Here is a 21,930-nt window from a genome sequence, read left to right as displayed (position 1 = left end):
GTCAACCGCCGTGCAAGGTCTGCGTCGTTGACCAACTCCACCCCCATGGGAGGCCGTTTCACCGTGCGTATTTCCCGCAGAGCCCTCGCCGCCGCCGTCTGCTGTGTCCTGCCGCTGAGCGCCTGCGGCTCCGGGAGCGACGACGGCGGCTCGGCCGACGCCTCGGGCAAGGTCGAGGGCGACATCACCTTCCAGACCTGGAACCTGCGCGCCAACTTCAAGTCCTACTTCGAGGGCGTGATCGCCGACTTCGAGAAGGAGTACCCGGGCACGCACGTGAAGTGGATCGACCAGCCCGCCGAGGGCTACGCCGACAAGATCAGCGCGGACGCGGCCGGCGGCACCCTGCCCGACGTCGTCAACGTCTCGCCCGACCTCGTCGCCCCGCTCGCCAAGGCCGGGCTCGCCCTCGACCTCGACAAAGCCGCCGGAAAGTACGAGAAGGAGTATCTGGAGGGAGCCTGGGCGAGCCATCGGATACCGGGCATGACAGGGACGTACGCCTTCCCCTGGTACCTCAACACCGGGCCGCTCTTCTACAACAAGTCGCTCTTCGCGGAGGCCGGACTCGACCCCGACCAGCCGCCGAAGACGTACGACGAACTCTTCGCCGATGCCCTGGAACTGGCGCGGAAGAGCGACGGGAAGGTCGCCACGCTCGCCAACGTGCCCACCATCGAGGACTTCGGCCGCTACGGCGTGCCCCTCATGAACGACCAGGGCACCGCCTTCCGCTTCAACGACAGCAAGGGCGTCGAACTCCTCACCAGGTACAAGGAGTTGTACGACGCCAAGGCCCTCGATCCGCAGGCGCTGACCGCGACCCCCGAGTCCTCCGGAAAGAAGTTCCTCACCGGGGCCGTCGCGATGAACCCCGGCAGCGCGCTCGACCTGGGCAACTTCAAGAAGCAGGCGCCGAACCTCTACAAGAACATCGGCATCACCGACCAGATCACCAGCACCGGCCACGTCAACATGTACGTGATGGGCGTGATGGTGAACGCCCAGAGCAAGAAGAAGCCCGCCGCCGTCGCCTTCGCGCACCACGTCACCGACGCCGAGCACCAGATGTCGTTCGCGAAGCAGGTCGCCATCTTCCCGAGCACCGCCGGCTCGCTGGACGACCCGTACTTCACCAAGGAGGACGGCAGCGACGAGACACGCGTCCGCGTCGCCGCCGCCAAGTCCCTGAAGGACGCGGTCAATTACACCCCGGTCCTGTTCAGCGAACAGATGAAGACCGCCCTGCGCAACGAGGTCGCCAAGGCGCTGCAGGGCAAGCAGAGCCCCAAGGAAGCTCTTGACAACGCTGTCAAGGCCTGCGACACGCTGCTTCAGCAGCAGGGATAGCGCGATGGCAGGATCCACCCTCTCCACCGACTCCCGCGTACGGCGTCAACTGCCCACCAGCCCCTGGCTGTTCGCCGCCCCGGGACTCCTGATCGCCGGCGTCTTCGTGCTCTACCCGTTCCTCTCCACGCTGGCCAACTCCTTCACCGACCGCCGCACCCTGATCCCCGGCCGGTTCGTGGGCCTCGCCAACTACCGCGAGATGCTCCACGACGACATGTTCTGGATCGGACTGCGCAACAGCGCGCTGTACGTCGTCGTAGTCGTCCCCGCCCTCGTGGTGCTGCCGCTGCTGCTCGCGCTCCTGGTGCAGAAGCACATCCCCGGCATCACCTTCTTCCGGTCCGCGTTCTACACCCCGGTCGTCGCCTCGATCGTCGTCGTCGGACTCGTCTGGGTGTGGCTGCTCGACGAACGCGGCCTGGTCAACTCGCTGCTGGAGACCGTCGGTGTGGGCGGCGTCGGCTTCCTCAGCGACCAGTGGCTGCTCCTGCTGAGCGCCATGGCCGTCACCGTGTGGAAGGGCCTCGGCTACTACATGATCATTTATCTGGCCGCGCTCGCCGGCGTACCGCGCGAACTGCACGAGGCCGCGGCGGTGGACGGCGCGGGCGCGGTGCGCCGCTTCCTGACGGTCACCGTGCCCGCCGTCCGCTCCACCATGGTCCTGGTCGGCGCGCTCTCCTCCGTCGCCGCCTTCAAGGTGTTCTCCGAGGTGTACCTGATGGCGGGCCCCAGCGGCGGCCCGGCGGGCGAGGACACCACCCTGGTCATGCTGGTCCAGCGCACCGGCACCGGCCTCACCGGCCGCGTCGGCTACGCCTCCGCCCTCTCGGTCGTCGTCTTCGTCGTGACTGTCGCGCTGATGCTGCTCGTGCTGCGCGCCGACCGGAAGGAGGAGCGGGCGTGAGCGTGCTGGAGAAGGTACGGCCCGAACAGCAGCCGGCCGTCGCCCGCGAACCCCGGGTCACCGACGAGCACGGCCGCCGCGTCCGGGTCCGGGAACTCGCCCTGCGGTACTCCCTGCTGCTCGCCGTCCTCGCCTTGACCGTCGGCCCGTTCCTGTGGCAGCTGTCCACGTCCCTCAAGGGCCCCACCGAGGACATCTACAGCTCCCCGCCGAGCTTCCTGCCCGGCCAACCCACCCTGCACAACTACGCGCGGGTCGCCGACACCGTTCCCGTGTGGGACTACGCCCTCAACTCGCTGAAGGTCGCCGCCGCCAACGTCGTCACCAACTGCGTCGGTTCCGCCCTCGCCGGCTACGCGCTCGCCCGCCTGCGCTACCGGGGCCGCCGGGTGGCGACGCTCGCCTTCGTCCTCGCCATGCTGGTGCCGGTCGAGGGCATCATCATCGCCCAGTTCACCACCATGCGGGAACTCGGCCTCAACAACACCCTGATCGGCGTGGTGCTGCCAGGCTGCATCGGAGCGGTGAACGTCCTGCTCATGCGCAACGCCTTCCTCAACCTGCCGTACGAGATCGAGGAGGCGGCCTTCGTCGACGGCGCCAACGTCTGGCAGCGGTTTCTGCGGATCGCGCTGCCCTCGGTGAAGGGCACCCTCGCGGTGGTAGCGATCTTCGCCTTCATGGGCGCCTGGGACGACTTCCTGTGGCCGCTCATCGTGCTCAGCGACCCGTCCAGGTTCACCCTGACCATCGGCCTGAACTACCTGCACGGCACCTTCGCCAACGACGAACGCCTGGTCGCCGCCGGCACCGTCATCGCCGTGGCGCCCCTGATCGCCTTCTTCGCCTGTCTGCAGCGGTACTTCTTCCGCGGGGTCGGCGAGGGAGCGGTCAAGGGCTGAACCCCCACTCATCCTCGAGGACACCGCATGCCTCCAGCCGTGCGCTTCGGCGTCAACTACACCCCCAGCGAAAGGTGGTTCCACCACTGGCTCGACTTCGACCTCGACTCCGTACGCGCCGATCTCGACTCCATCGCCGCGCTGGGCCTGGACCACATCCGGGTCTTCCCGCTGTGGCCGTACTTCCAGCCCGACCGGACGCTGATCCGCCCCCGGGCCGTGGACCAGTTGACACAACTCGTCGACGCGGCCGCCGAACGCGGACTCGACGTCAACGTGGACGGTCTGCAGGGGCACCTGAGCAGCTTCGACTTCCTGCCCGCCTGGACCCGCACCTGGCATCGGCGCAACCTCTTCACCGACCCGGCCGTCCTCGACGGCCAGGCCGCCTACCTGCGCACCCTCGCCGCCGCCCTCGCCGACCGGCCCAACTTCCTCGGTATGACCCTCGGCAACGAGGTCAACCAGTTCTCGGCCGGCCCGCACCCGGACCCGGACCGGGCGACGAGCGTCCAGATCGACGCCTGGCTGGAGCGCATGCTGGCCGCCTGCGAGGAGGGCGCGCCCGGCAGACTGCATCTGCACGCCGAGTACGACGCGACCTGGTACCAGGACGACCAGCCGTTCACACCGGCCCAGGCCGCCCGGCGCGGCGCGGTCACGGCCGTGCACTCCTGGGTCTTCAACGGCACCGCCCAGCGGCACGGACGGGCCTCGGTCCAGGCCGAGCACCACGCCGCGTACCTGGTCGAACTGAGCAAGGCCTGGGCCGAGGACCCGCACCGTCCCGTCTGGCTCCAGGAGGTCGGCGCGCCCGCGCCCCTCGTCCCGGCCGAGCACGCCGCCGCCTTCACCGAGGCGACCGTGCGGAACGTCCTGGACAGCCCCGACCTGTGGGGCATCACCTGGTGGTGTTCCCACGACGTGTCCCGGCGGCTCGCGGACTTCCCGGAACTGGAGTACGGGCTGGGCGTGCTGACCAACGACCGCAGACCCAAGGACACGGCCCGGGTGCTGGCGCGAGCGGCGGCCGACCGGTCGCCCGTGCCCCCCGCCCGGACCACGGCACTCGTCGTCCCCGCCGACCCGTCCGTCCGCTCGCTCTGCGCCCCCGGCGGCGCCGTCTACGACGCCTTCTTCCGGCTGACCGCCGACGGAGCCCGCCCCACCACCGTCCTCGACACGCGCGCCGACGACAAGGACCATCTCGCCGCACGCGGCATCACCGAGGTCGTCACACCCGATCAGGTACTCCCCACCCCACAAGGAGGCACCCGCTCGTGAACCTCACCAGACGCACCGTCCTGCTCGCCGCCACCGCGGCCGCCCTCCTGCCCTCCCGGGCCGCGACCGCGGCCACCGGGCAGGCCGCCGCCGCGCTCCAGCCGTACGCCGCCTACTGGTACCCGGACTCCCTGCCCTCGGGCACCCCCGGCACCGGCATCACCTGGCGCAGCCTGAAGAACTGGACCGCGGCCGACGACACCGACCTCGCCTTCAACGCGGCGTCCGTGCCGCTCGCCCCCCGCTTCACCCCGACCCCCGCGAACGCGACCGCCCGCTCGGGCCAGGCCCGCGTCCAGTCCCTGGTCTCCTTCGGACCCACGTCCGCCAACCCCTCCCAGGGCTCGGCCACCGCGGACTACTACGCGCTCACCCACTGGGCCTACCTCGACGAGCTGGTCTTCTGGGGCGGTTCGGCCGGCGAGGGAGTGATCCTGGCCCCGAACGCGCCGATCGTCGACGCCGCGCACCGGCACGGCGTACCGGTCCTCGGCAACATCTTCCTGCCGCCCGTCGCCTACGGCGGGCAGCTTCAGTGGACCCGCGACCTGGTCCAGAAGGACGCGAGCGGGCACTACCCGCTCGCCGCGCGGCTCGTCGCGGTCGCCGCCGCGTACGGCTTCGACGGCTGGTTCGTCAACGCCGAGACCAGCGGCGGCAACACCGCGCTGGGCAGCGACATGCTGGGCTTCCTCACCGAGCTGAAGTCGCTCGCCGCGGCCCGGGGGCAGCGGGTGACCTGGTACGACGCGATGACCGTGAACGGCACCGTGAGCTGGCAGGGCGCGCTCAACGCCCAGAACCAGGCGTTCTTCGGGACGGCCGACGACATGTTCGTGGACTTCCGCTGGTCGGCGGGCACCCTTGCCTCCTCCGGGACGCGGGCCGATCAACTCGGCCGCAGCCGCTACGAGTTGTGGGCGGGCGTGGATGTGGAGGCGAACGGCTGGAACAGGTCCGTCACCTGGGACGCGATCGTGCCCACGAACAAGGCGCACATCACGTCCATCGGTTTCTACCGCCCCGAGTGGACCCGCAACCACCTCCCGGCGGGCGGCAGGGCGCCCGGCGACTTCCACGCGGCCGACGACCGGTTCTGGACCGGCCGCTCGCTCGACCCGTCCCAGCCGGACGGCACGGACACCTGGCGGGCGCCCGCCGTGTCGGTGGCGGACCGGTCCACGGTGACGGCCGTACCGTTCGCGAGCGTCTTCAACACGGGCCACGGACTGCGGTGGTACGAGGACGGGACGGTCACCTCGGACACTCCCTGGAACCACCTCGGGCTCCAGGACCGGCTGCCCTCGCGGCGCTGGGCGGTGCACACCGAGCGGGAGCGGCCGGCCGTCACCTTCGACTTCGCCGACGCGTGGCACGGCGGCAGCAGCGTCCTGGTCGCGGGCGCCCTGGACGAGCCGACGGTGCTGGAGCTCTACGCGACACGGCTGCCGGTCACCGCCGACACGGTCGTCGAGCTGACGCACCGGACCGACGCCGGGGGAGTGATCGTCGAGCTGGCCGTCGCCACCGCGGATCCGGACACGCCGGGCGCGACACCGCCGTACACCTACCTGCCCGTGGACTCCGGCGACGGCTGGCGGACCTCGACCGTGCCGCTCACCGGCCTCTCCGGAAGCGTTCACGCGCTCGGTGTCCGCCTCACCGCCACCGAGGGCCCCGTGACCTGGCGGCTCGGCGCGATCGCCGTCCGCGACGAACCCCGCATCCCGGCCGCCCCGACCGGCCTGCGGATCACCGCGGCCACGGGAGGCGACCTTCGCCTGGCCTGGGACGCGGCACCGGACGATGTGCGCCATCACACCCTGCACCGCCTCCTGCCCGACGGCACCCGGCGCTTCCTCGGCGGCACCTGCCAGAGGGCCTTCTACGTCGGAGGGCTGGTCCGGGAGCAGGGCGAGCAAGCCGCGCGGTTGGAACTGCGGGCCGTGGGGGAGCTGTACACGTCGTCGGCCCCCGTCACCGTGACCCACACCTGGTAAACCGTCCCCCAGCCTTGGAGAGCACCCCGTATGCATGACGACCGCAGCCTGGTCGAAGCCCGTCTCAAGCGTGTCCTCGACGAGCGCATCCGTCCCGCCGTGTACCCCGAGTCCGTGCCGCTGGAGGTCGCGGTGTGGCACGCGCCCGGAGAACCGGTGCCGGTGGCCGAGGGCCTGGCGGCCGAACCCGAGCCGATCGAGGTGGGCGCCCGCTGGGGTGCTCCCTGGGGCACCAGCTGGTTCCGCGTCACCGGCAACGTCCCCGAGGCATGGGCCGGCCGGACCGTCGAGGCGCTCCTCGACCTCGGCTTCGACGAGAACATGCCCGGCTTCCAGTGCGAGGGCCTGGTCTACCGGCCCGACGGCACCCCGGTGAAGGGCCTGAACCCGCGCAACCAGTGGGTGCGCGTCGGCGCGCCCGTCACAGGCGGGGAGGAGGTGCGCCTGCACATCGAGGCCGCCTCCAACCCCGTGATCCTCGACTACCACCCCTTCCTGCCCACCCGGCTGGGCGACAAGGAGACGGCGGGAAGCGAACCGCAGTACACCCTCACCCGTATGGACCTCGCCGTCTTCGACGAGACGGTGTGGCAGCTGGTGATCGACCTGGAGGTGCTCGGCGAGCTGATGGCGGAGCTGCCGGTGGAGTCGGCCCGCCGCTGGGAGATCCTGCGGGCGGTGGAGAAGGCGCTCGACGCTGTGGACCTCCAGGACGTGGGCGGCACGGCGGCCGGGGCCAGATCACGCCTGACCGGCGTCCTGTCCGCACCCGCGGCGCCCTCCGCGCACCGCATCAGCGCCGTCGGCCACGCGCACATCGACTCGGCGTGGCTGTGGCCGCTGCGCGAGACGGTCCGCAAGGTGGCCCGTACGACCGCCAACATGACGGCGCTCCTCGACGACGAGCCGGACTTCGTCTTCGCCATGTCCCAGGCCCAGCAGTGGGCGTGGGTGAAGGAGCACCGGCCCGAGGTGTGGGCACGGGTGAAGAAGGCGGTGGCGGACGGGCGGTTCGTGCCGGCGGGCGGCATGTGGGTGGAATCGGACACGAACATGCCGGGCTCCGAGGCGATGGCCCGTCAGTTCGTGCACGGCAAACGGTTCTTCCTCGACGAGTTCGGCATCGAGAACGACGAGGCCTGGCTGCCCGACACCTTCGGCTTCGCCGCGGGCCTGCCGCAGATCATCAAGGCGGCGGGATCCACGTACCTCCTGACGCAGAAGATCTCCTGGTCGCAGACGAACAAGTTCCCCCACCACACCTTCCGTTGGGAGGGCATCGACGGCACCCGGATCTTCACCCACTTCCCGCCGGTCGACACCTACAACTGCTCCATGAAGGGCGGCGAGATCGCCCACGCGGCCCGCAACTTCAAGGACAAGGGCGTCGCCCGCCACTCCCTGGCCCCCACCGGCTGGGGCGACGGCGGAGGCGGCACGACCCGCGAGATGGTCGCGAAGGCGGCCCGGTTGCGCGACCTCGAAGGCTCAGCGGCTGTGACCTGGGAACCTCCGGCGGACTTCTTCACGAAGGCGCAGGCGGAATACCCCGAACCACCTGTTTGGGTCGGAGAGTTGTACCTCGAACTCCACCGCGCCACCCTCACCAGCCAGGCCGGCACCAAACAGGGCAACCGACGCAGCGAACACCTCCTGCGCGATGCCGAACTGTGGGCCGCCACGGCCGCCGTACGCACCGGATTTCCCTACCCCTACGAGCAGTTGGACCGGATCTGGAAGACGGTCCTGCTCCACCAGTTCCACGACATCCTGCCCGGATCCTCCATCGCCTGGGTGCACCGCGAGGCCCGGGCGACCTACGCCCGCCTGGCCGCGGAGCTGACCGCGATCATCGAGGCGGCCCAGCGGTCCCTGGCCGGCGAGGGAACCACCCCGCTCGTCTTCAACGCGGCGCCGCACGAGCGCGACGGCGTTCCCGCCGGTGGCGCCAAATCCCCCGCCTCGCACGGCCGTACGACCCTCACCGCCCGACCGGACGGCAGCCACCTCCTGGACAACGGCCTGCTGCGCGTCGAGATCGACGCCCGCGGACTCGTCGTGTCCGCATACGACATCGCGGCGCACCGGGAGACGGTCGCCCCCGGCCGGGCGGCCAACCTCCTCCAGCTCCACCCCGACTTCCCGAACATGTGGGACGCCTGGGACGTCGACGAGTTCTACCGCAACACGGTCACCGACCTGACCGGCACGGACGGGATCACGGCCGGCGAGGACGGCGCGTCGGTGCGGATCGTACGGTCCTTCGGCGCGTCGCGTGCCGTCCAGGTGCTGTCGCTGCCACCGGGGGAGCGGCGGCTGGTGATCGACACGGAGGTCGACTGGCACGAGACGGAGAAGTTCCTCAAGCTCGCCTTCCCGCTCGACGTGCACGCCGAACGCTACGCGTCCGAAACCCAGTTCGGTCACTTCCACCGGCCCACGCACACCAACACCAGCTGGGAGGCGGCCCGGTTCGAGGCCTGCAACCACCGTTTCGTCCATCTGGAGGAGCCGGGTTGGGGTGTCGCGGTCGTCAACGACTCGACGTACGGCCACGACGTGACCCGTACGGTCCGCGACGAACCCGGGGCCGACGGCGGCACGACCACCACACTGCGCGTCTCCCTCCTGCGAGCCCCGCGCTTCCCCGACCCCGAGACCGACCAGGGCGTCCACCGTTTCCGGCACGCCCTGGTACCGGGCGCGACGATCGGCGACGCGGTGCGCGAGGGATGGCGGATCAACCTGCCCGCCCGCACGCTCAGCGGCGCCCGGGAGGTCGCCCCGCTGATCGGCGTCGACCAGGACCAGGTGGTGGTCACGGCCGTCAAACTCGCCGACGACGGCAGCGGCGACGTGGTGGTCCGCTTCCACGAGGCCCACGGCGCCCGCACCCGCGCCACGCTCACCGCGGGTTTCGACATCACCGCCGCCACCACCACCGACCTGCTGGAACGTCCCCTCATCGACGCCCCGGCAGCACGGATCGAGGGCAACCGGCTCTCCGTACGACTGCGCCCGTTCCAGCTCGTGACACTTCGGCTGCGACGGAGCTAGGGCCTGTCCGGCGGTCATGCCGCAGACGCGCCGATGAGTCGGCGTCGGTTTCCTGCGACTTGATCCGCGGCACCAGGCGGACTCACGTGCTGTCACCGGTGCCGGGCCGGTGACAGCACGTCTTGGCGCCCGCGACTACGCTGGCGCCTGGAGGTGGTCCAAGTGGCCCAAGTATCCGGGGAGTTGACGGCGGCGCCGGAGTCCACGACCGTGGTGGTGATCGGGGCGGGCCCGGCCGGTATGACGGTCGCCAACCTGCTGATGCGCTGCGGCATCGACTGCGTCGTCCTGGAACGCCGCACGCGCGAGTACGTGGCACAGCGTCAGCGCGCCGGGATCGTCGAAACCCGCGCCGTCCGGATGTTCGACTCCTGGGGCCTGGCCGACCGTGTCCTCGGCGGTGTCCCGTACGACGGCATCCTGGAGTTGCGGGTGGACGGCGAGAGCCACCTGGTCTCCGACAGCGACGGCTCCGAAGGCCTCCCGGCCCGTCTGTGCCCCCAGCAGATCCTCGTCCAGAAACTGACGGCCACCTTCCTCGCCGACGGCGGGGACCTGCGCTTCGAGGCCGCCGACGTCTCCCTGCACGACCTGGCCGGCGATCGCCCGACCGTCCGCTACCGCACCGCCGACGGCCTGCCGCACACCATCACCTGCGCCTTCGTGGCCGGCTGCGACGGTGACCACGGCATCAGCCGAGCTGCCGTACCCGACGGCGTGCTCACCGCTCATGCCGTCGACCACGGCATCGGCTGGCTCACCGTCCTCGCCGACGCCCCGCCCCCGGCCCACCCGCTCCTCGCCGTCAGCCCGGACGGCTTCGCCGCCCACTTCCCCCGCGGCCCGCACACCAGCCGCTACTACCTCCAGTGTCCGCCCGACGACCACCCTGACGCCTGGACCGACACCCGCGTCTGGAACGCACTGCGCACCCGGCTCGCCGACCCCGCCCTCACTCCCGGCCCGATCACCGACCGCGAGATCTTCCGCCTCCGCAGCCTCGTCCACGACCCCATGCAGTACGGCCGTCTCTTCCTCGTCGGCGACGCCGCCCACATCGTCTCGCCCATGGGCGGCAAGGGCATGAACCTCGCCCTCTACGACGCCGATCTCTTCGTCCGAGCCGTCCGGGACCACGTCCGTGACCAGGACGACACCGCCTTGCGCGACTATTCACGGAGCTGTCTGCGCCGCGTCTGGAACGACCAGGAGTTCTCCCACTGGCTGACCCGCACCCTCCATGACGCCGGCGACGACACCGACTCCGGCTCCTTCCACCGCGGCCTGGCCCGCGCCCGGCTCGACCGGCTCTTCACCTCCCCCACCGCCGCCCGCGCCTTCGCGGAACTCATGACGGGACCGGACCTGACCGGGACCACCTGATCCCGGCACGGGCAACGGAACGACGGACGCCCCCAGGGACGGCGGAGGCGGCAGGGACGGCGTACGCCCCCAGGGACGGCGTACGCCCCCGGGGTCGGCCCGCGCCTTCGGGAAGGGGCTGCGACGGGTGCCGGGCCGCAGGGGCCGGCCCTGCGCGGCAGGCGGCCTCGGCAGGGGCTCCTGACCGTGCCGTCACCCGTCCGGCCGTCATCCTGTCGCCGGGCCGATGGCAGGTGCGCACTCGCCACAAACCAAGAGGGACCGCCCGCCCGTCCGTTGGCACCGCCGGCCCGGGCCGCCCCGCCTCCTCTGTTCGGATTGACACCGGGCGGCCCCGGCCCGGTACTGAACGGGAGGGGCTCGTGTGCCTGGGGGGATTCCACCATCCGCAATCTCTTCCCTGTCAGGGAGCCGCAATGACGGTGCAGCAACAGCAGCCGACGATGCCGACGGTTCTGGTGTACGAGGACGACCCCGGATTCCCTCCGCAGGTCAACATGCCCGTACCGCATCCCGTTCCCCACCTCGACACCCAACCCTTCCCGACGGCCATCGCGGGGAACGCTCCGCAGCCGGACGGCGCCGGGCCGGGCACCGAGGCCTTCCGCTACTGGGTGGCGGCCGATGCGCTCAGCCGGGCAAGCCAGACCTGGGGTCCGCTGGTCCCGACCGGTACCCAGTGGCATCCGACGGTCGGTCGCGCCCTCACCGCGCACCTCGACGCGGGAGACGACCTCAACGCCTTCTACGACCGCAGAGGCGTGTCGTTCTTCCGCCACACGGTGGCGGGTGTCACCGTCGCCGCCTGCGAGAGCTCCGAGGTCGTCCAGCACGAGACGGGGCACGCGATCCTCGACGCCCTGCGCCCCCAGCTGTTCAACGCGGCGAGCGCGGAGGCGGCGGCCCTGCACGAGGCGTTCGGTGACGTCAGCGCACTGCTGAGTTCACTCCGGCTGGAATCGCTGCGGACCGCGGTCCTGGCCGAAACACAGGGCAACCTCGAACTGTCCTCGCGGGTGTCGAGGATGGCCGAGCAACTGGGCTGGGCGATCCGCCAGGGCGCCCCGAACGCGGTCGACCCGGACTGCCTGCGCAACCTCTCCAACAGCTTCTTCTACCGCGACCCGGTGCAGTTGCCTCCGAGCGGACCCGCGAACACGCTCTCCAGCGAGTCGCACTCCTTCTCCCGGGTCTTCAGCGGCGCGTTCCTCAAGATCGTCGCCGGCATCTTCCGGCAGCAGGATCTGCAGGATCAGGCCGGTCTGGCCCGGGCGGCCGAGATCGCGGGACAACTGCTGGTGGACGCCGTCGTGGCCGCCCCCGTGGTCTCCGCCTACTACGCGCAGGTCGCGGGCCACATGATCGCCGCGGACCAGCGCCGGTTCGGCGGCACGTACGGTCGTTCCCTGCGCTCGGCGTTCATCCGCCACGGCATCCTCTCCCTGGAGGCCGCAACGTCCATCACCGAGCCGGAGGTGACCCGCCGGGGCGCCGCCATGGCCGAGGCCACGCCGGGCGGTGCCGACGACGAGGGTCTCACGCCCGTCACGGTGCACGGGGCGACGTACGGTGTCACTCAACCCGTGACCCTCTCCGCCCCCGCGGAGGAACGACGGTTCGGCATCGCGGGCTCCAGCCCCGACGGCGGCTCGGTGCGGCCCGCCGACCCCGAGCGGGTCGCCACGTCGTACCTCGAGGACCTCTTCCGCCGGGGCCGCGTCCACGTACCCGAGGAGCATCGCTCGAACGCGGCGTTCGTCGACGACAGCCCCTCCCGGCTGAAGACGCATGAGATCACGCGGAGCGCCACCGGCGAGGGTCTCGCCCTGGTCCGGCGGTGCTTCGACTGAGCAGTCGACGGAGTCAGTGGAAAAAGCGCAGACGGCGGACGGTGAGCCGTCCGTCGTCCTCGCGCTTGACGACGTGCGTCGTCCTCGGCGTCGGCTCCTCGCCCTCGAACACCGCCTCGCCCCGCGCCAGCAGGTCGCTGACGAATTTCTCGGTCGCCAGGCGCTCGGCCTCATCGTCGTCGCTCTGTCCGCCTCCGCCGGTGTTCTTCCGGCCTTCCTCACCGTTTGCGCCCATGCCGTGCACCGCTACGGCGCCTGGACGGGGAAGGCCGCCGTGTCGTCCACCGGTCCCCGCAGGTCCACGCGGAAACCGGCGTCCTCGAGCGCTTCGGCACCCCGCTTGGTCACCACGGCGAGCGCGAGCCGAGCGGAGACGGTCTGGACGAGGACCGCTTCGGTCTCGTTCACGGCCGCGGTCAACTCGGGCAGGCCCGGACCGTCCGGCAACTCGATCCGCGTCCGGAGCACGGGACGGTCGTCCATCGCGGCGCGAGCGAACACCGGGTGGACCGCCGTACGCATTCCCGCCTCCCGGGCGAACGCACGCTCGCGGGCGTTCTCGCCGACGAAGACACAGTCGTCGGCTGCCGCTCCACCCGTACTCGCGACCGCCCGGTCGAAGATCCCGCGATCCTCCTTCGCACCGAAGTGCACAAGCGCCTCGTCCGTGAAACGGCCGGGGAACGCCTGGAGCAGTGCGGCCGCCACCCGGGCGACGGCGGCCTCTCCCTCCCCGGGGTTGGAGATGATCCCCTTGCGTACGTCGCCAAGGGCGTCCAGCACAGCCATGACACGCGGTCGGGGCCGAAGGGTCAGGGAGCCGTCGGGCGCCGTGCCGGGATCGGCCAGGGTCTCCCCGATATCGAAGAAGATGACAGACATGTGAAGTGCCTCCCCGCGGTGAACGCTTTCGAGTCGGCTCCGCCCGGGTGAAAGAGCCCCACCCGGCCGGGGCAGGCACAGGGCAGTTCGCGGTTCAGCCGAGATGGGCGGCGATGGAGCGCGCGCACTCCAGGGACTCGGTCCGCGTCGTGTCCACCTCCAGGTCGTAGAAGACCCCCTCGTGAACCACTTCCGCCTGTGCCGCGGCCATGCCCGGCACGCGGTCTCCCCGCGCGATCTCACGGCCCGCGGCGACCGCACTCTCGCATCTGACGCCGACCCACAACACGGCCAGTCCGCCGAGAGCCTTCTGCCACCGCTGCTGGGAGGCCGCTCCGCCGAGGAAGACGTCATCGATGACGACCCTGGCGCCGGCCCGGGCCATCGCCACGATTCCCTCCACCCATGCCGCGTCCAGCGCCCGGAAGTCCGCCCCGACGCTCACCCCGCCGTCTGCCGCGAACACGATCCCTTCGTCCGATGCCCGCATCCGCGCGGGCATCGCTTCGACGAGCGAATCGACCCCGAACGCCAGCCACTGGTCCGGCAGTACGGCCTGCAGGCACCGTACGATCCCGGACTTCCCCGAACTGGAACCACCGTTGAGAATGATCACCCGCGTCGTCACCGCGCCACAGTAGGGGGCCTGCGACGCGGTACGGAAACGAATTACGCCACAGGGGAACCGTGGAGCGACCGCCTCAGAGAGGTGCCATCTGCAACTCGCCGATGACCTGGAGGCCGACCTGCGCTGCCAGCCAGGGGGCTCGCTGGGCTTCCACCTGTTTCACGTGGACGTACACCGTGTGGTCCGGGGCGGGTTCCTCGAGGTCGAGGTCGCGGGCGTTCACACATACCGTCACGTAGGCGCCTCTGGTGCCCCCGATGCCGAGGCCGACCTCAGGCGCCTCGGGCCAGCCGTCGAAATCCCAGCGCACCATGGCCGGGGCGCTCCCCGCCGCGGCCAGGAACGCCGTCACGGTTTCCGGAGCCATGCACCATCTGCTCATGAAGATCGGGAGCCACTCCGAGGGAGAGTCGCCCTTGCGCGAGGAGCCGTCCCGGCCGGGCTCGTGGGACCACCAGTCGGCGTCCGGCATGACGGCGGTCAACCGCTCCAGTTCGTGGGTCGTGGAGACCCGCGCGGCGAAGTCGACTTCGAGATGCCGGGTGTCGGCGAGGTCGAGCAGCCGCTCAGCGACTCGCAGTGCCTCGTCAAGGTCCGGAGTGGTCAGCACTGCCTGCGCGTAGGAATTGGCCATGACGAGCAGTGTGCCAAGTCCTTACGCCGGTCGACGATCGACTATCACCCCGCGAACCTCGCCTCACTGCCCGAGGCCGACCTCGACATCCCCTGCACGCCCGGCATGTCGGCGCTCATCCAGGCCCGCCCAGACACCGCGGGCCGCGCACGAGGCCATGGTCAGGAACTACATCCGGGCCGCGCACACCAGCGGCCAGACGCTCACCGCCGAGGGGAACGTCGTCCACGCGGGACGCCGCACCGCGACGGCGGAGGTCATGGACGAGCGGGGGAAGCTGATCGCCCACGCCACCACCACCTGCCTGATCCGCAACGACGACTGAGGACACCGCTGCCGTACAGCACCCGCGCGGACCGACGCCGAAGGTCAAGGTGCCGAATGTTCCGCGTCAGGGCCGTTCGACCCTAGGCACGCTTCCCACCCGCTGACTTCACTGCTCAAGAGCGCCGTGACGGCGTCGTACGGCGGGAAGGAGCGGTAGATGATCGCGATGGTGAGCCACGCGGACGTGACCTCGGAGACCTTGCGGCTGATGGAGGCCGAACTGGCCGCGTCGCTGAAGCGTGAGCCCGACGGGGAGCCGGCGGTGGTGCGCGCCGGTGGAGGGGCCGCGGTGGCGTTCGCGCGGGCGGTACGGCAGGCGGGGCGGGACCTGGTGGTGGTGATCCCCACTCGGGGAATGGTGCCCACGTTGCTGCCGGAACGGGACCGGGTGCCGACAGGGGAGTTGCTGCTTCTCGTGCGGCAGGTGCGGCTGCTGACGTACGACCCGAGCGACCGCGACGCGTGCGTCGGCGCGGACGAGGAGATCATCGCGGGATGCCGGCGTCTGGTGGCCGTATGGGACGGTTCGCCCTCCAACGGCCGGGACGCCACCGCGCATCTCGTGGCCTACGCCCGCTCCCGCGGTGTCGCGGTGGAGGTGTTCTGGCCGCTGGGCGCGACGCGTACGGGGCTGCGCGCCGCAGCACGGCCGGACCGTGACCGCCGCCTGCCCGGCCGCGTGGATCTCCCGGCCGCCGTGGGTACGCCGCGCACCGGGAGCACCAGCGAGGCGGGGGCTTCCCGATGACCGGCACGACCGGCACGACCGGCATCGCGAGTCCGAGTCGACCGGGCAGCCGGACCCAGGAGTACGGACGCGTACGGAAGATCCCGTCGTCGAGCACGATCGGGGCTTCCCGCGCCCTTGCCTGGCTGCTGATCGTGACCGGATCCCTCGGGGCGCTCGCGGCCTTCGTGATCACGGTCGACAAGTTCGAACTCCTGCGGAACCCCGACTTCGCCCCGTCGTGCAATCTCAGCCCGGTGCTGTCCTGCTCGAACGTGATGCGCAGCCGTCAGGCATCCGTGTTCGGTTTCCCCAACCCCCTTCTGGGCCTGGCCACTTATCCGGTCGTGGCGTTCGTCGGATTCGCGCTCCTCGCAGGAGCCCGCTTCCGTCGCTGGTTCTGGCTCGGGCTGAACCTGGGCACAATGTTCGGTGCGGGCTTCTGCATGTGGCTGATGACCCAGGCACTGTACGAGATCGGCGCGCTGTGCCTGTGGTGCTGCCTGGCCTGGGCCGTCACCATCGCCATGTTCTGGTACACCACCGTGCACAACCTCCGGCACGGTGCCGTCCTTGCTCCCCGAGGGGTGGTCGCGGGCGTGCGGGAGTTCCACTGGGTGGTGCCGGTCACCTGGTGTCTGAGCATCGTGATGCTGATCGGAACACGGTTCTGGGCCTACTGGCAGACGCTGCTCTGAGCGTTCAGGGGTACGTGACCGCGGCCTCCGTGGGCTGGCGGGGCACGGTCTTCTCGCGGTCGAGTGGCGGGTGTCACTGGGTGACGCCCTTCGCCGCACCTTCTGCCTGTATGATCGACCCAGATTTGAACATGTTCAAAGGGGGGACAGCTCATGTCTGAGCCGCTAATGCCCAATCAAGCCGACACGCCAGCCACCGCCCTGGGTCCAACCGCGCTTGTCCTGGGTGTCATCTCCGTCGCGCCTGCGTTCGCCCTGTTCCCCTCCCTCGCGCTTGCGTTCCTCATGTTCCCCTGGGCGGTCATCGCCAGTGCGTTGGCTGTCACTTTTGGCGCAGTGGGCATCCGCTACGCCCGCCGCGGCATCGGCCGTGTGTGGATGGCCGTTGCCGGAACCACCCTCGGCGCCATCGGATTGGTGGGCACCACGACCTTGTTCTGGGTGCTCGTCCCCACCGCTCCGTAGTCACCCGATAGCCACGGACGCGCTCCCGTTCGTTCTGTCCGCCGAGCAGGACGGCGTTGTACCAGGCCTCCTCGCGGGACTCGCGGACACTGAAGTCGAGGATCCGCTCGTCGGTACGGCCTCCGACCTCGTCCGGACCGGAGTCGCGGCGGCGAGGACGACGCTGCCCAGCAACAGGGGGGCTGAAAGGTGTGGCGTGTTGTTGGGCGCGTGGGGAGACTGCCTCGGTGACTCTTCCTGCGTTGCCTGAACTGCTGCGACCTCGTGTCCTAAAACCCGGAGATCTCGTCGTCATCGCGTCGCTGTCCGGGCCGCTCCATGCCGCTTACGAGCCCGACCTCAAGCAGGCGGTGGCCGTGCTTGAGCGGATGGGATTCCGCGTACGCCTCGCACCGCTCCTTGAGGCAGGGCGGCACCACTGGTGGAGCGCGGCGCGGCCGGCGGAGATCGCCGAGGAGTTCAACGCTCTACTACGTGATCCCGAGGTGCGCGCCATCATGGCGCATGACGGCGGCCAGACCGCGCTCGGCTACCTCGACCTGATCGACTTCGAGGCGATCAGGGCCGACCCCAAGCCCATCCTCGGCTACAGCGACATCTCCCTGCTGCATCTGGTGATCTATGAGCGCACGGGCCTGGTCGGGTTCCACACGGACTTGGCCACACCCGGCCTCGGCGGGCACTGGCAGACCGCGCCCGCCGCCCGCAGAGCAGACCTGGAGAAGCTTTACTCGACGCTGCTGACCAGTACGGAGGCGATCGGCGCACTGCCTGCCACTCCGACGTGGGAGTGCTGGCGTCCCGGCCGCGCCGAAGGCCGCCTCGTCGGCGGGGTGATCAACCGCATAGCGCTGGTGCAGGCGACGGCCTACGCGCTGCCGCTTGAGCGGTTCGACGGCGCGGTGCTGTTCTGGGAGGAGAAGGGAGGCTTGGCAGCGTACGTGTGGAGCTATCTGCAGGTGCTGCGGCACAGCGGCATCCTCGACCGGATCGCCGGCATGGTCGTGGGCGTCCCGCGCGAGATCGACGGACTCGGGGAGGGTGCGCCCGACGGAGCCCCGACCCTGCGCGAGATAGTCCTCGATGTCCTCGGGGACCGTGACATCCCGGTCCTGGGCAACGTCGAGTTCGGACATGCCGTCCCGAACCTGCCGATGCCGGTCGGCATCCGCGTCGGCCTCGATGCGCGGCAGCGGACATTGTCGCTGCTCGAACCGGCAGTACGGCCGCACGCGATGACGGGACCGGTCGGCTGAACACCGCGGATCAGTGAGCCGACGGGGCCGGATCGATGAGAATCCGGCCGTGTCGTCGAAGTCCAGCGGGTCCCACTCGTCGAGCCCCTGGGGCCAGTCCCAGTCGCCCCTTCGGCGGGTGCCGGGTTCAAAGCTTGGGCACGGTGGGCTGCTCGGTGACATCCACGGGCGTCCGGGGGTGGGGCTGACTACCCGAAAGCCACCCGACGGTTGCTTTGCCCCTGGGGGCAGAGCTGTGAGTCCGGGGCCGTGAAGAGGGGCCGTTGGGCCCTGGGTGACGGCCGGGCAGGGGCCGTTCGACCCTATCGGGCCCCCGTACCCCTCTGGTGATCATGGGGCGGCGGCCGGGAAGAGCCGGTTCGCGGTCCCGTACCCGTGGCTCTTCCCCGTCGTCCACGAGATGGCACCAAGGGGAGGACACGAACCGGTGGACGAGGCACGGACGGAACAGGTGGAGACCGGGCGGCCGAGCGCCGCGGTCTCCGTCGCCGGTGAGGCGCCCGGAGGAGCCCGAAGGGACGGCCGGGCGCCGGAACGTCCCTCCTGGGTGGAGTGGCTGACGACCACCGACCACAAGAAGATCGGAACGATGTACCTGATCTCCGCCTTCGTGTTCTTCGTCGTCGGCGGCGTCCTGGCGCTGCTGATGCGCGCGGAACTCGCCCGGCCCGGACTTCAGGTCATGTCCAACGAGCAGTTCAACCAGGCGTTCACGATGCACGGCTCGATCATGCTGCTGATGTTCGCGATGCCCCTGTTCACCGGCTTCGCCAACTGGATCATGCCGCTGCAGATCGGCGCCCCCGACGTCGCCTTCCCCCGGCTGAACATGCTCGCCTTCTGGCTCTTCCTCTTCGGATCGTCGATCGCGGCCTTCGGCTTCTTCACCCCGGGCGGCGCCGCGGACTTCGGCTGGTTCCTGTACGCGCCGCTGTCGGACGCCGTGCACTCGCCGGGCCTCGGAGCCGACCTGTGGATCATGGGAGTGGCGCTCTCGGGGTTCGGCTCGATCGCCGGCGCCGTCAACTTCATCACCACCATCATCTGCATGCGCGCCCCCGGCATGACCATGTTCCGGATGCCGATCTTCACCTGGAACGTGCTGCTGACCGGCCTGCTGATCCTGATCGTGTTCCCGGTCCTGGCCGCGGCGCTGTTCGCGCTGGAGTGCGATCGCAAGTTCGGCAGCCATGTCTTCGACGCGGCGAACGGCGGCGCCCTGCTCTGGCAACACCTCTTCTGGTTCTTCGGCCATCCCGAGGTCTACATCCTGGCGTTGCCGTTCTTCGGGATCGTCTCCGAGGTGACCCCCGTCTTCAGCCGCAAGCCGATGTTCGGCTACATGGGCCTGATCGGGGCGACGATCGCGATCGCGGGCCTGTCGGTGACCGTGTGGGCGCACCACATGTACGTCACCGGCGGTGTGCTCCTGCCGTTCTTCTCCTTCATGACGTTCCTCATCGCCGTACCGACCGGCGTGAAGTTCTTCAACTGGATCGGCACCATGTGGAAGGGCAGCCTCTCCTTCGAGACACCGATGCTGTGGACCACGGGCTTCCTCATCACGTTCGTCTTCGGCGGGCTCACCGGCGTGATCCTGGCCTCACCGCCGATGGACTTCCACCTCTCGGACTCGTACTTCGTCGTGGCCCACTTCCACTACACGGTCTTCGGTACGGTCGTGTACGCGATGTTCGCCGGCTTCCACTTCTGGTGGCCGAAGTTCACGGGCAAGATGCTCGACGAACGCCTCGGCAAGGTCACGTTCTGGACGCTCACGGTGGGCTTCCACCTCACCTTCCTGGTCCAGCACTGGCTCGGCGCGGAGGGCATGCCCCGCCGCTACGCCGACTACCTGGCCGCCGACGGCTTCACGGCCCTCAACACCCTCTCCTCGATCGGCTCGTTCCTGCTCGGCCTGTCGATCCTGCCGTTCTTCTACAACGTCTGGAGGACCGCGAAATACGGCAAGCCCGTGGCCACGGACGACCCGTGGGGCTACGGCCGCTCCCTGGAGTGGGCCACCTCCTGCCCGCCGCCCCGCCACAACTTCACCAGCCTGCCCCGCATCCGCAGCGAGTCGCCGGCGTTCGACCTGCGTCATCCGGAGATCGCCGCACTCGAGTCGGAGGGCTAGGCCATGATCCAGCCCATCGCCGCCCTGGGCGCCGCGACGGTGACCGTGTCCGGCTGTGTCTGGTACCTGCCGGCCCTCGCCGATCTGCGGGCCGGCGCCGACCGCCCCGACTCCCGCCGCACCGCCGCGGCCGCCTGCCTGAGCGGCTGGAGCACGACCGGGATCATCGCCCTGCTGCTCTTCGCCGCGGAGGCATGGTGGATGCCCGTCGCCGTGGCCCTCGCCGGAGCCGCCGTCACCGTCGGTCTCCGGACCCGTGCGACCGTCCAGCGGCGGCGCGAGGCACGACAGGCCGCACGCGACTGGGCGGAACTGCGCACGGGCCGGCGCCCGACGGGCACCGACCGAACCAGGCACGTCGTCGCCGTCCTCCTCGCCTGCGGTCTGCTGACGGCTGCGATCGCCGCGGCCGTCGAACTCGCCACCGCCGGGGCGGAGGACACGGACCGGGTCTCGGCAGCCGCCGTTCCCGCCGGAATCGTGAGCCTGTTCATCGCTCTCGCCGTCCTCTGCACGCGCATGGCCCGCCGCCGCACCGGAGCGGACCGCGCACGGTGAACCGGCCGCCGCACCGCCGGGGCGGCGAGAGCGGGCGAGCGGGCGCCGATGGACCGGCCCCACCGGTGGGAGGCGGCGATCAGGTCATCGCGAGGGCGAGAACGCCTTGACCCGAACGCCGGTGTCGCAGACGCGCACCTTCTCCCGCTTTCCGCCGGTGGCCGTGAAAGCGGGGGACAGGGGCCGGGATTCACCGGGCGGGACGATGTCGAGGCCGGTGACCGCGTCGCACTCGTCGAGGCTGGTGAACGTGAGCGCGGCGGACGCGGTGTCGCCGGGATCGAGGGTGAACTTCGCGGCGTCGGCGGCCGACCCGGCCCAGTCCACCGGCAGTTCGACCCGGCCGGCCTCGCTGACGAAGAGCAGGGAGGGAAAGCCCTGCACCGTGCAGGAGCCGTCCCCCTTGTTGGTGATCAGGACCGAGGCGCTGCCCGGACCGGTGCCGCGAGCCACGGCCGCCAGGTTCTTCGTACGGCAGTGGTCGGCTGCGGAGCTGGGAAGGGAGTCGGCCCCGAAGAGCACACCTGCGGGCGGGGAGGACACACTCTCGCCGCCGCTACCGCTCCGCGGCCCGCCGGCCCGTGACGCGCCCCCGGCCGCCGTGCTCGACGAGCCGGAACCGGAGCCACTGCGCGGGGCCGTCCCCTCGGCGCCGGACGACGGGGAGGAGGCCGGCGAGGTGCACGCCGCCGCGCCGGCGAGGAGCAGCACCGTGGCGACGGATATCAATGGTCGGCGCATGGCTCCTGCTGCTCGTTCGAACGGAATGACGGACCCGGTCCCACACCAGTGAGGGTATTGCATAGAATCCACGACGATCACGTTCACCGGCGCTGCTCAGCGCACCGCCTTTGGGGGAAAGGCACACGTGCACCCGAGCGA

20 protein-coding genes are annotated in these 21,930 nt (G+C 70.4%); 15 read left to right on the top strand and 5 right to left on the bottom strand.

Translation table 11 applies throughout. The features are described 5' to 3' along the window. Window positions 1-63 precede the first annotated feature (63 nt). From ACIBVL_RS37140 to ACIBVL_RS37105, 8 genes are all read left to right on the top strand, one after another. The gene (locus ACIBVL_RS37140) at window positions 64-1,350 is read left to right on the top strand and encodes an ABC transporter substrate-binding protein (protein WP_399104560.1); all 1,287 of its coding nucleotides are present in this window, start codon (window positions 64-66) and stop codon (window positions 1,348-1,350) included. 4 nt (window positions 1,351-1,354) lie between these two features. Then, window positions 1,355-2,260 (top strand): carbohydrate ABC transporter permease, encoded by a 906-nt coding sequence (locus ACIBVL_RS37135; protein ID WP_399104558.1) that lies wholly within the window; start codon window positions 1,355-1,357, stop codon window positions 2,258-2,260. Further along, window positions 2,257-3,162 (top strand): carbohydrate ABC transporter permease, encoded by a 906-nt coding sequence (locus ACIBVL_RS37130; RefSeq protein ID WP_399104556.1) that lies wholly within the window; start codon window positions 2,257-2,259, stop codon window positions 3,160-3,162. Before ACIBVL_RS37135 ends, ACIBVL_RS37130 begins: the two co-directional genes overlap by 4 nt. Before the next feature lie 27 nt (window positions 3,163-3,189). Next, window positions 3,190-4,446, top strand: a complete 1,257-nt coding sequence (locus tag ACIBVL_RS37125) for a glycosyl hydrolase (RefSeq protein WP_399104554.1) — start codon at window positions 3,190-3,192, stop codon at window positions 4,444-4,446. Then, entirely contained in the window at window positions 4,443-6,446 is a 2,004-nt protein-coding gene (locus ACIBVL_RS37120) for an endo-beta-N-acetylglucosaminidase (protein WP_399104552.1), read from the top strand. Before ACIBVL_RS37125 ends, ACIBVL_RS37120 begins: the two co-directional genes overlap by 4 nt. 30 nt (window positions 6,447-6,476) lie before the next feature. Continuing rightward, entirely contained in the window at window positions 6,477-9,503 is a 3,027-nt protein-coding gene (locus tag ACIBVL_RS37115; RefSeq protein WP_399104550.1) for an alpha-mannosidase, read from the top strand. A 162-nt stretch (window positions 9,504-9,665) separates the two neighbouring features. Continuing rightward, the gene (locus ACIBVL_RS37110) at window positions 9,666-10,886 is read left to right on the top strand and encodes a 4-hydroxybenzoate 3-monooxygenase (protein WP_399104548.1); all 1,221 of its coding nucleotides are present in this window, start codon (window positions 9,666-9,668) and stop codon (window positions 10,884-10,886) included. A 416-nt stretch (window positions 10,887-11,302) separates the two neighbouring features. Beyond that, the gene (locus tag ACIBVL_RS37105) at window positions 11,303-12,736 is read left to right on the top strand and encodes a hypothetical protein (protein ID WP_399104546.1); all 1,434 of its coding nucleotides are present in this window, start codon (window positions 11,303-11,305) and stop codon (window positions 12,734-12,736) included. Between the two features lie 13 nt (window positions 12,737-12,749). Here ACIBVL_RS37105 and ACIBVL_RS37100 read toward each other — a convergent pair whose 3' ends face one another. From ACIBVL_RS37100 to ACIBVL_RS37085, 4 genes are all read right to left on the bottom strand, one after another. Further along, window positions 12,750-12,980, bottom strand: a complete 231-nt coding sequence (locus tag ACIBVL_RS37100; RefSeq protein WP_399104544.1) for a hypothetical protein — start codon at window positions 12,978-12,980, stop codon at window positions 12,750-12,752. A gap of 2 nt (window positions 12,981-12,982) precedes the next feature. Beyond that, window positions 12,983-13,618 carry an HAD family hydrolase gene (locus tag ACIBVL_RS37095; protein ID WP_399104542.1) on the bottom strand — a complete coding sequence of 212 codons (636 nt, stop codon included), beginning with the start codon at window positions 13,616-13,618 and terminating at the stop codon, window positions 12,983-12,985. Between the two features lie 94 nt (window positions 13,619-13,712). After that, on the bottom strand, window positions 13,713-14,246 hold the full coding sequence (cpt, locus tag ACIBVL_RS37090) for a chloramphenicol phosphotransferase CPT (protein WP_399104540.1): 534 nt from the start codon (window positions 14,244-14,246) through the stop codon (window positions 13,713-13,715). Window positions 14,247-14,319: 73 nt separating this feature from the next. Then, on the bottom strand, window positions 14,320-14,880 hold the full coding sequence (locus ACIBVL_RS37085; RefSeq protein ID WP_399104539.1) for a hypothetical protein: 561 nt from the start codon (window positions 14,878-14,880) through the stop codon (window positions 14,320-14,322). Window positions 14,881-15,037: 157 nt separating this feature from the next. Between ACIBVL_RS37085 and ACIBVL_RS37080 the strand changes: the two genes are divergently transcribed. From ACIBVL_RS37080 to ACIBVL_RS37050, 7 genes are all read left to right on the top strand, one after another. Further along, entirely contained in the window at window positions 15,038-15,205 is a 168-nt protein-coding gene (locus tag ACIBVL_RS37080) for a PaaI family thioesterase (RefSeq protein WP_399104538.1), read from the top strand. Window positions 15,206-15,364: 159 nt separating this feature from the next. Beyond that, window positions 15,365-15,955 (top strand): hypothetical protein, encoded by a 591-nt coding sequence (locus tag ACIBVL_RS37075; RefSeq protein ID WP_399104537.1) that lies wholly within the window; start codon window positions 15,365-15,367, stop codon window positions 15,953-15,955. After that, on the top strand, window positions 15,952-16,632 hold the full coding sequence (locus ACIBVL_RS37070) for a vitamin K epoxide reductase family protein (protein WP_399104536.1): 681 nt from the start codon (window positions 15,952-15,954) through the stop codon (window positions 16,630-16,632). The genes ACIBVL_RS37075 and ACIBVL_RS37070 overlap by 4 nt, the downstream gene beginning before the upstream one ends. Window positions 16,633-16,785: 153 nt before the next feature. After that, window positions 16,786-17,097 carry a hypothetical protein gene (locus tag ACIBVL_RS37065; protein WP_399104535.1) on the top strand — a complete coding sequence of 104 codons (312 nt, stop codon included), beginning with the start codon at window positions 16,786-16,788 and terminating at the stop codon, window positions 17,095-17,097. Window positions 17,098-17,339: 242 nt separating this feature from the next. Further along, on the top strand, window positions 17,340-18,353 hold the full coding sequence (locus tag ACIBVL_RS37060; protein WP_399104533.1) for an LD-carboxypeptidase: 1,014 nt from the start codon (window positions 17,340-17,342) through the stop codon (window positions 18,351-18,353). Between the two features lie 427 nt (window positions 18,354-18,780). After that, entirely contained in the window at window positions 18,781-20,490 is a 1,710-nt protein-coding gene (gene ctaD, locus ACIBVL_RS37055) for a cytochrome c oxidase subunit I (RefSeq protein ID WP_399104531.1), read from the top strand. A 3-nt stretch (window positions 20,491-20,493) separates the two neighbouring features. After that, the gene (locus tag ACIBVL_RS37050; protein ID WP_399104530.1) at window positions 20,494-21,048 is read left to right on the top strand and encodes a hypothetical protein; all 555 of its coding nucleotides are present in this window, start codon (window positions 20,494-20,496) and stop codon (window positions 21,046-21,048) included. A gap of 84 nt (window positions 21,049-21,132) precedes the next feature. Here the strand turns inward: ACIBVL_RS37050 and ACIBVL_RS37045 are convergent, their stop codons facing one another. After that, on the bottom strand, window positions 21,133-21,789 hold the full coding sequence (locus tag ACIBVL_RS37045; RefSeq protein WP_399104528.1) for a DUF4232 domain-containing protein: 657 nt from the start codon (window positions 21,787-21,789) through the stop codon (window positions 21,133-21,135). Between the last annotated feature and the right edge of the window lie 141 nt (window positions 21,790-21,930).

The organism is Streptomyces sp. NPDC049687, assembly GCF_044465285.1.
Classification (GTDB): Bacteria; Actinomycetota; Actinomycetes; order Streptomycetales; family Streptomycetaceae; genus Streptomyces.
This window is presented reverse-complemented; position numbering and strand designations above follow the sequence as displayed.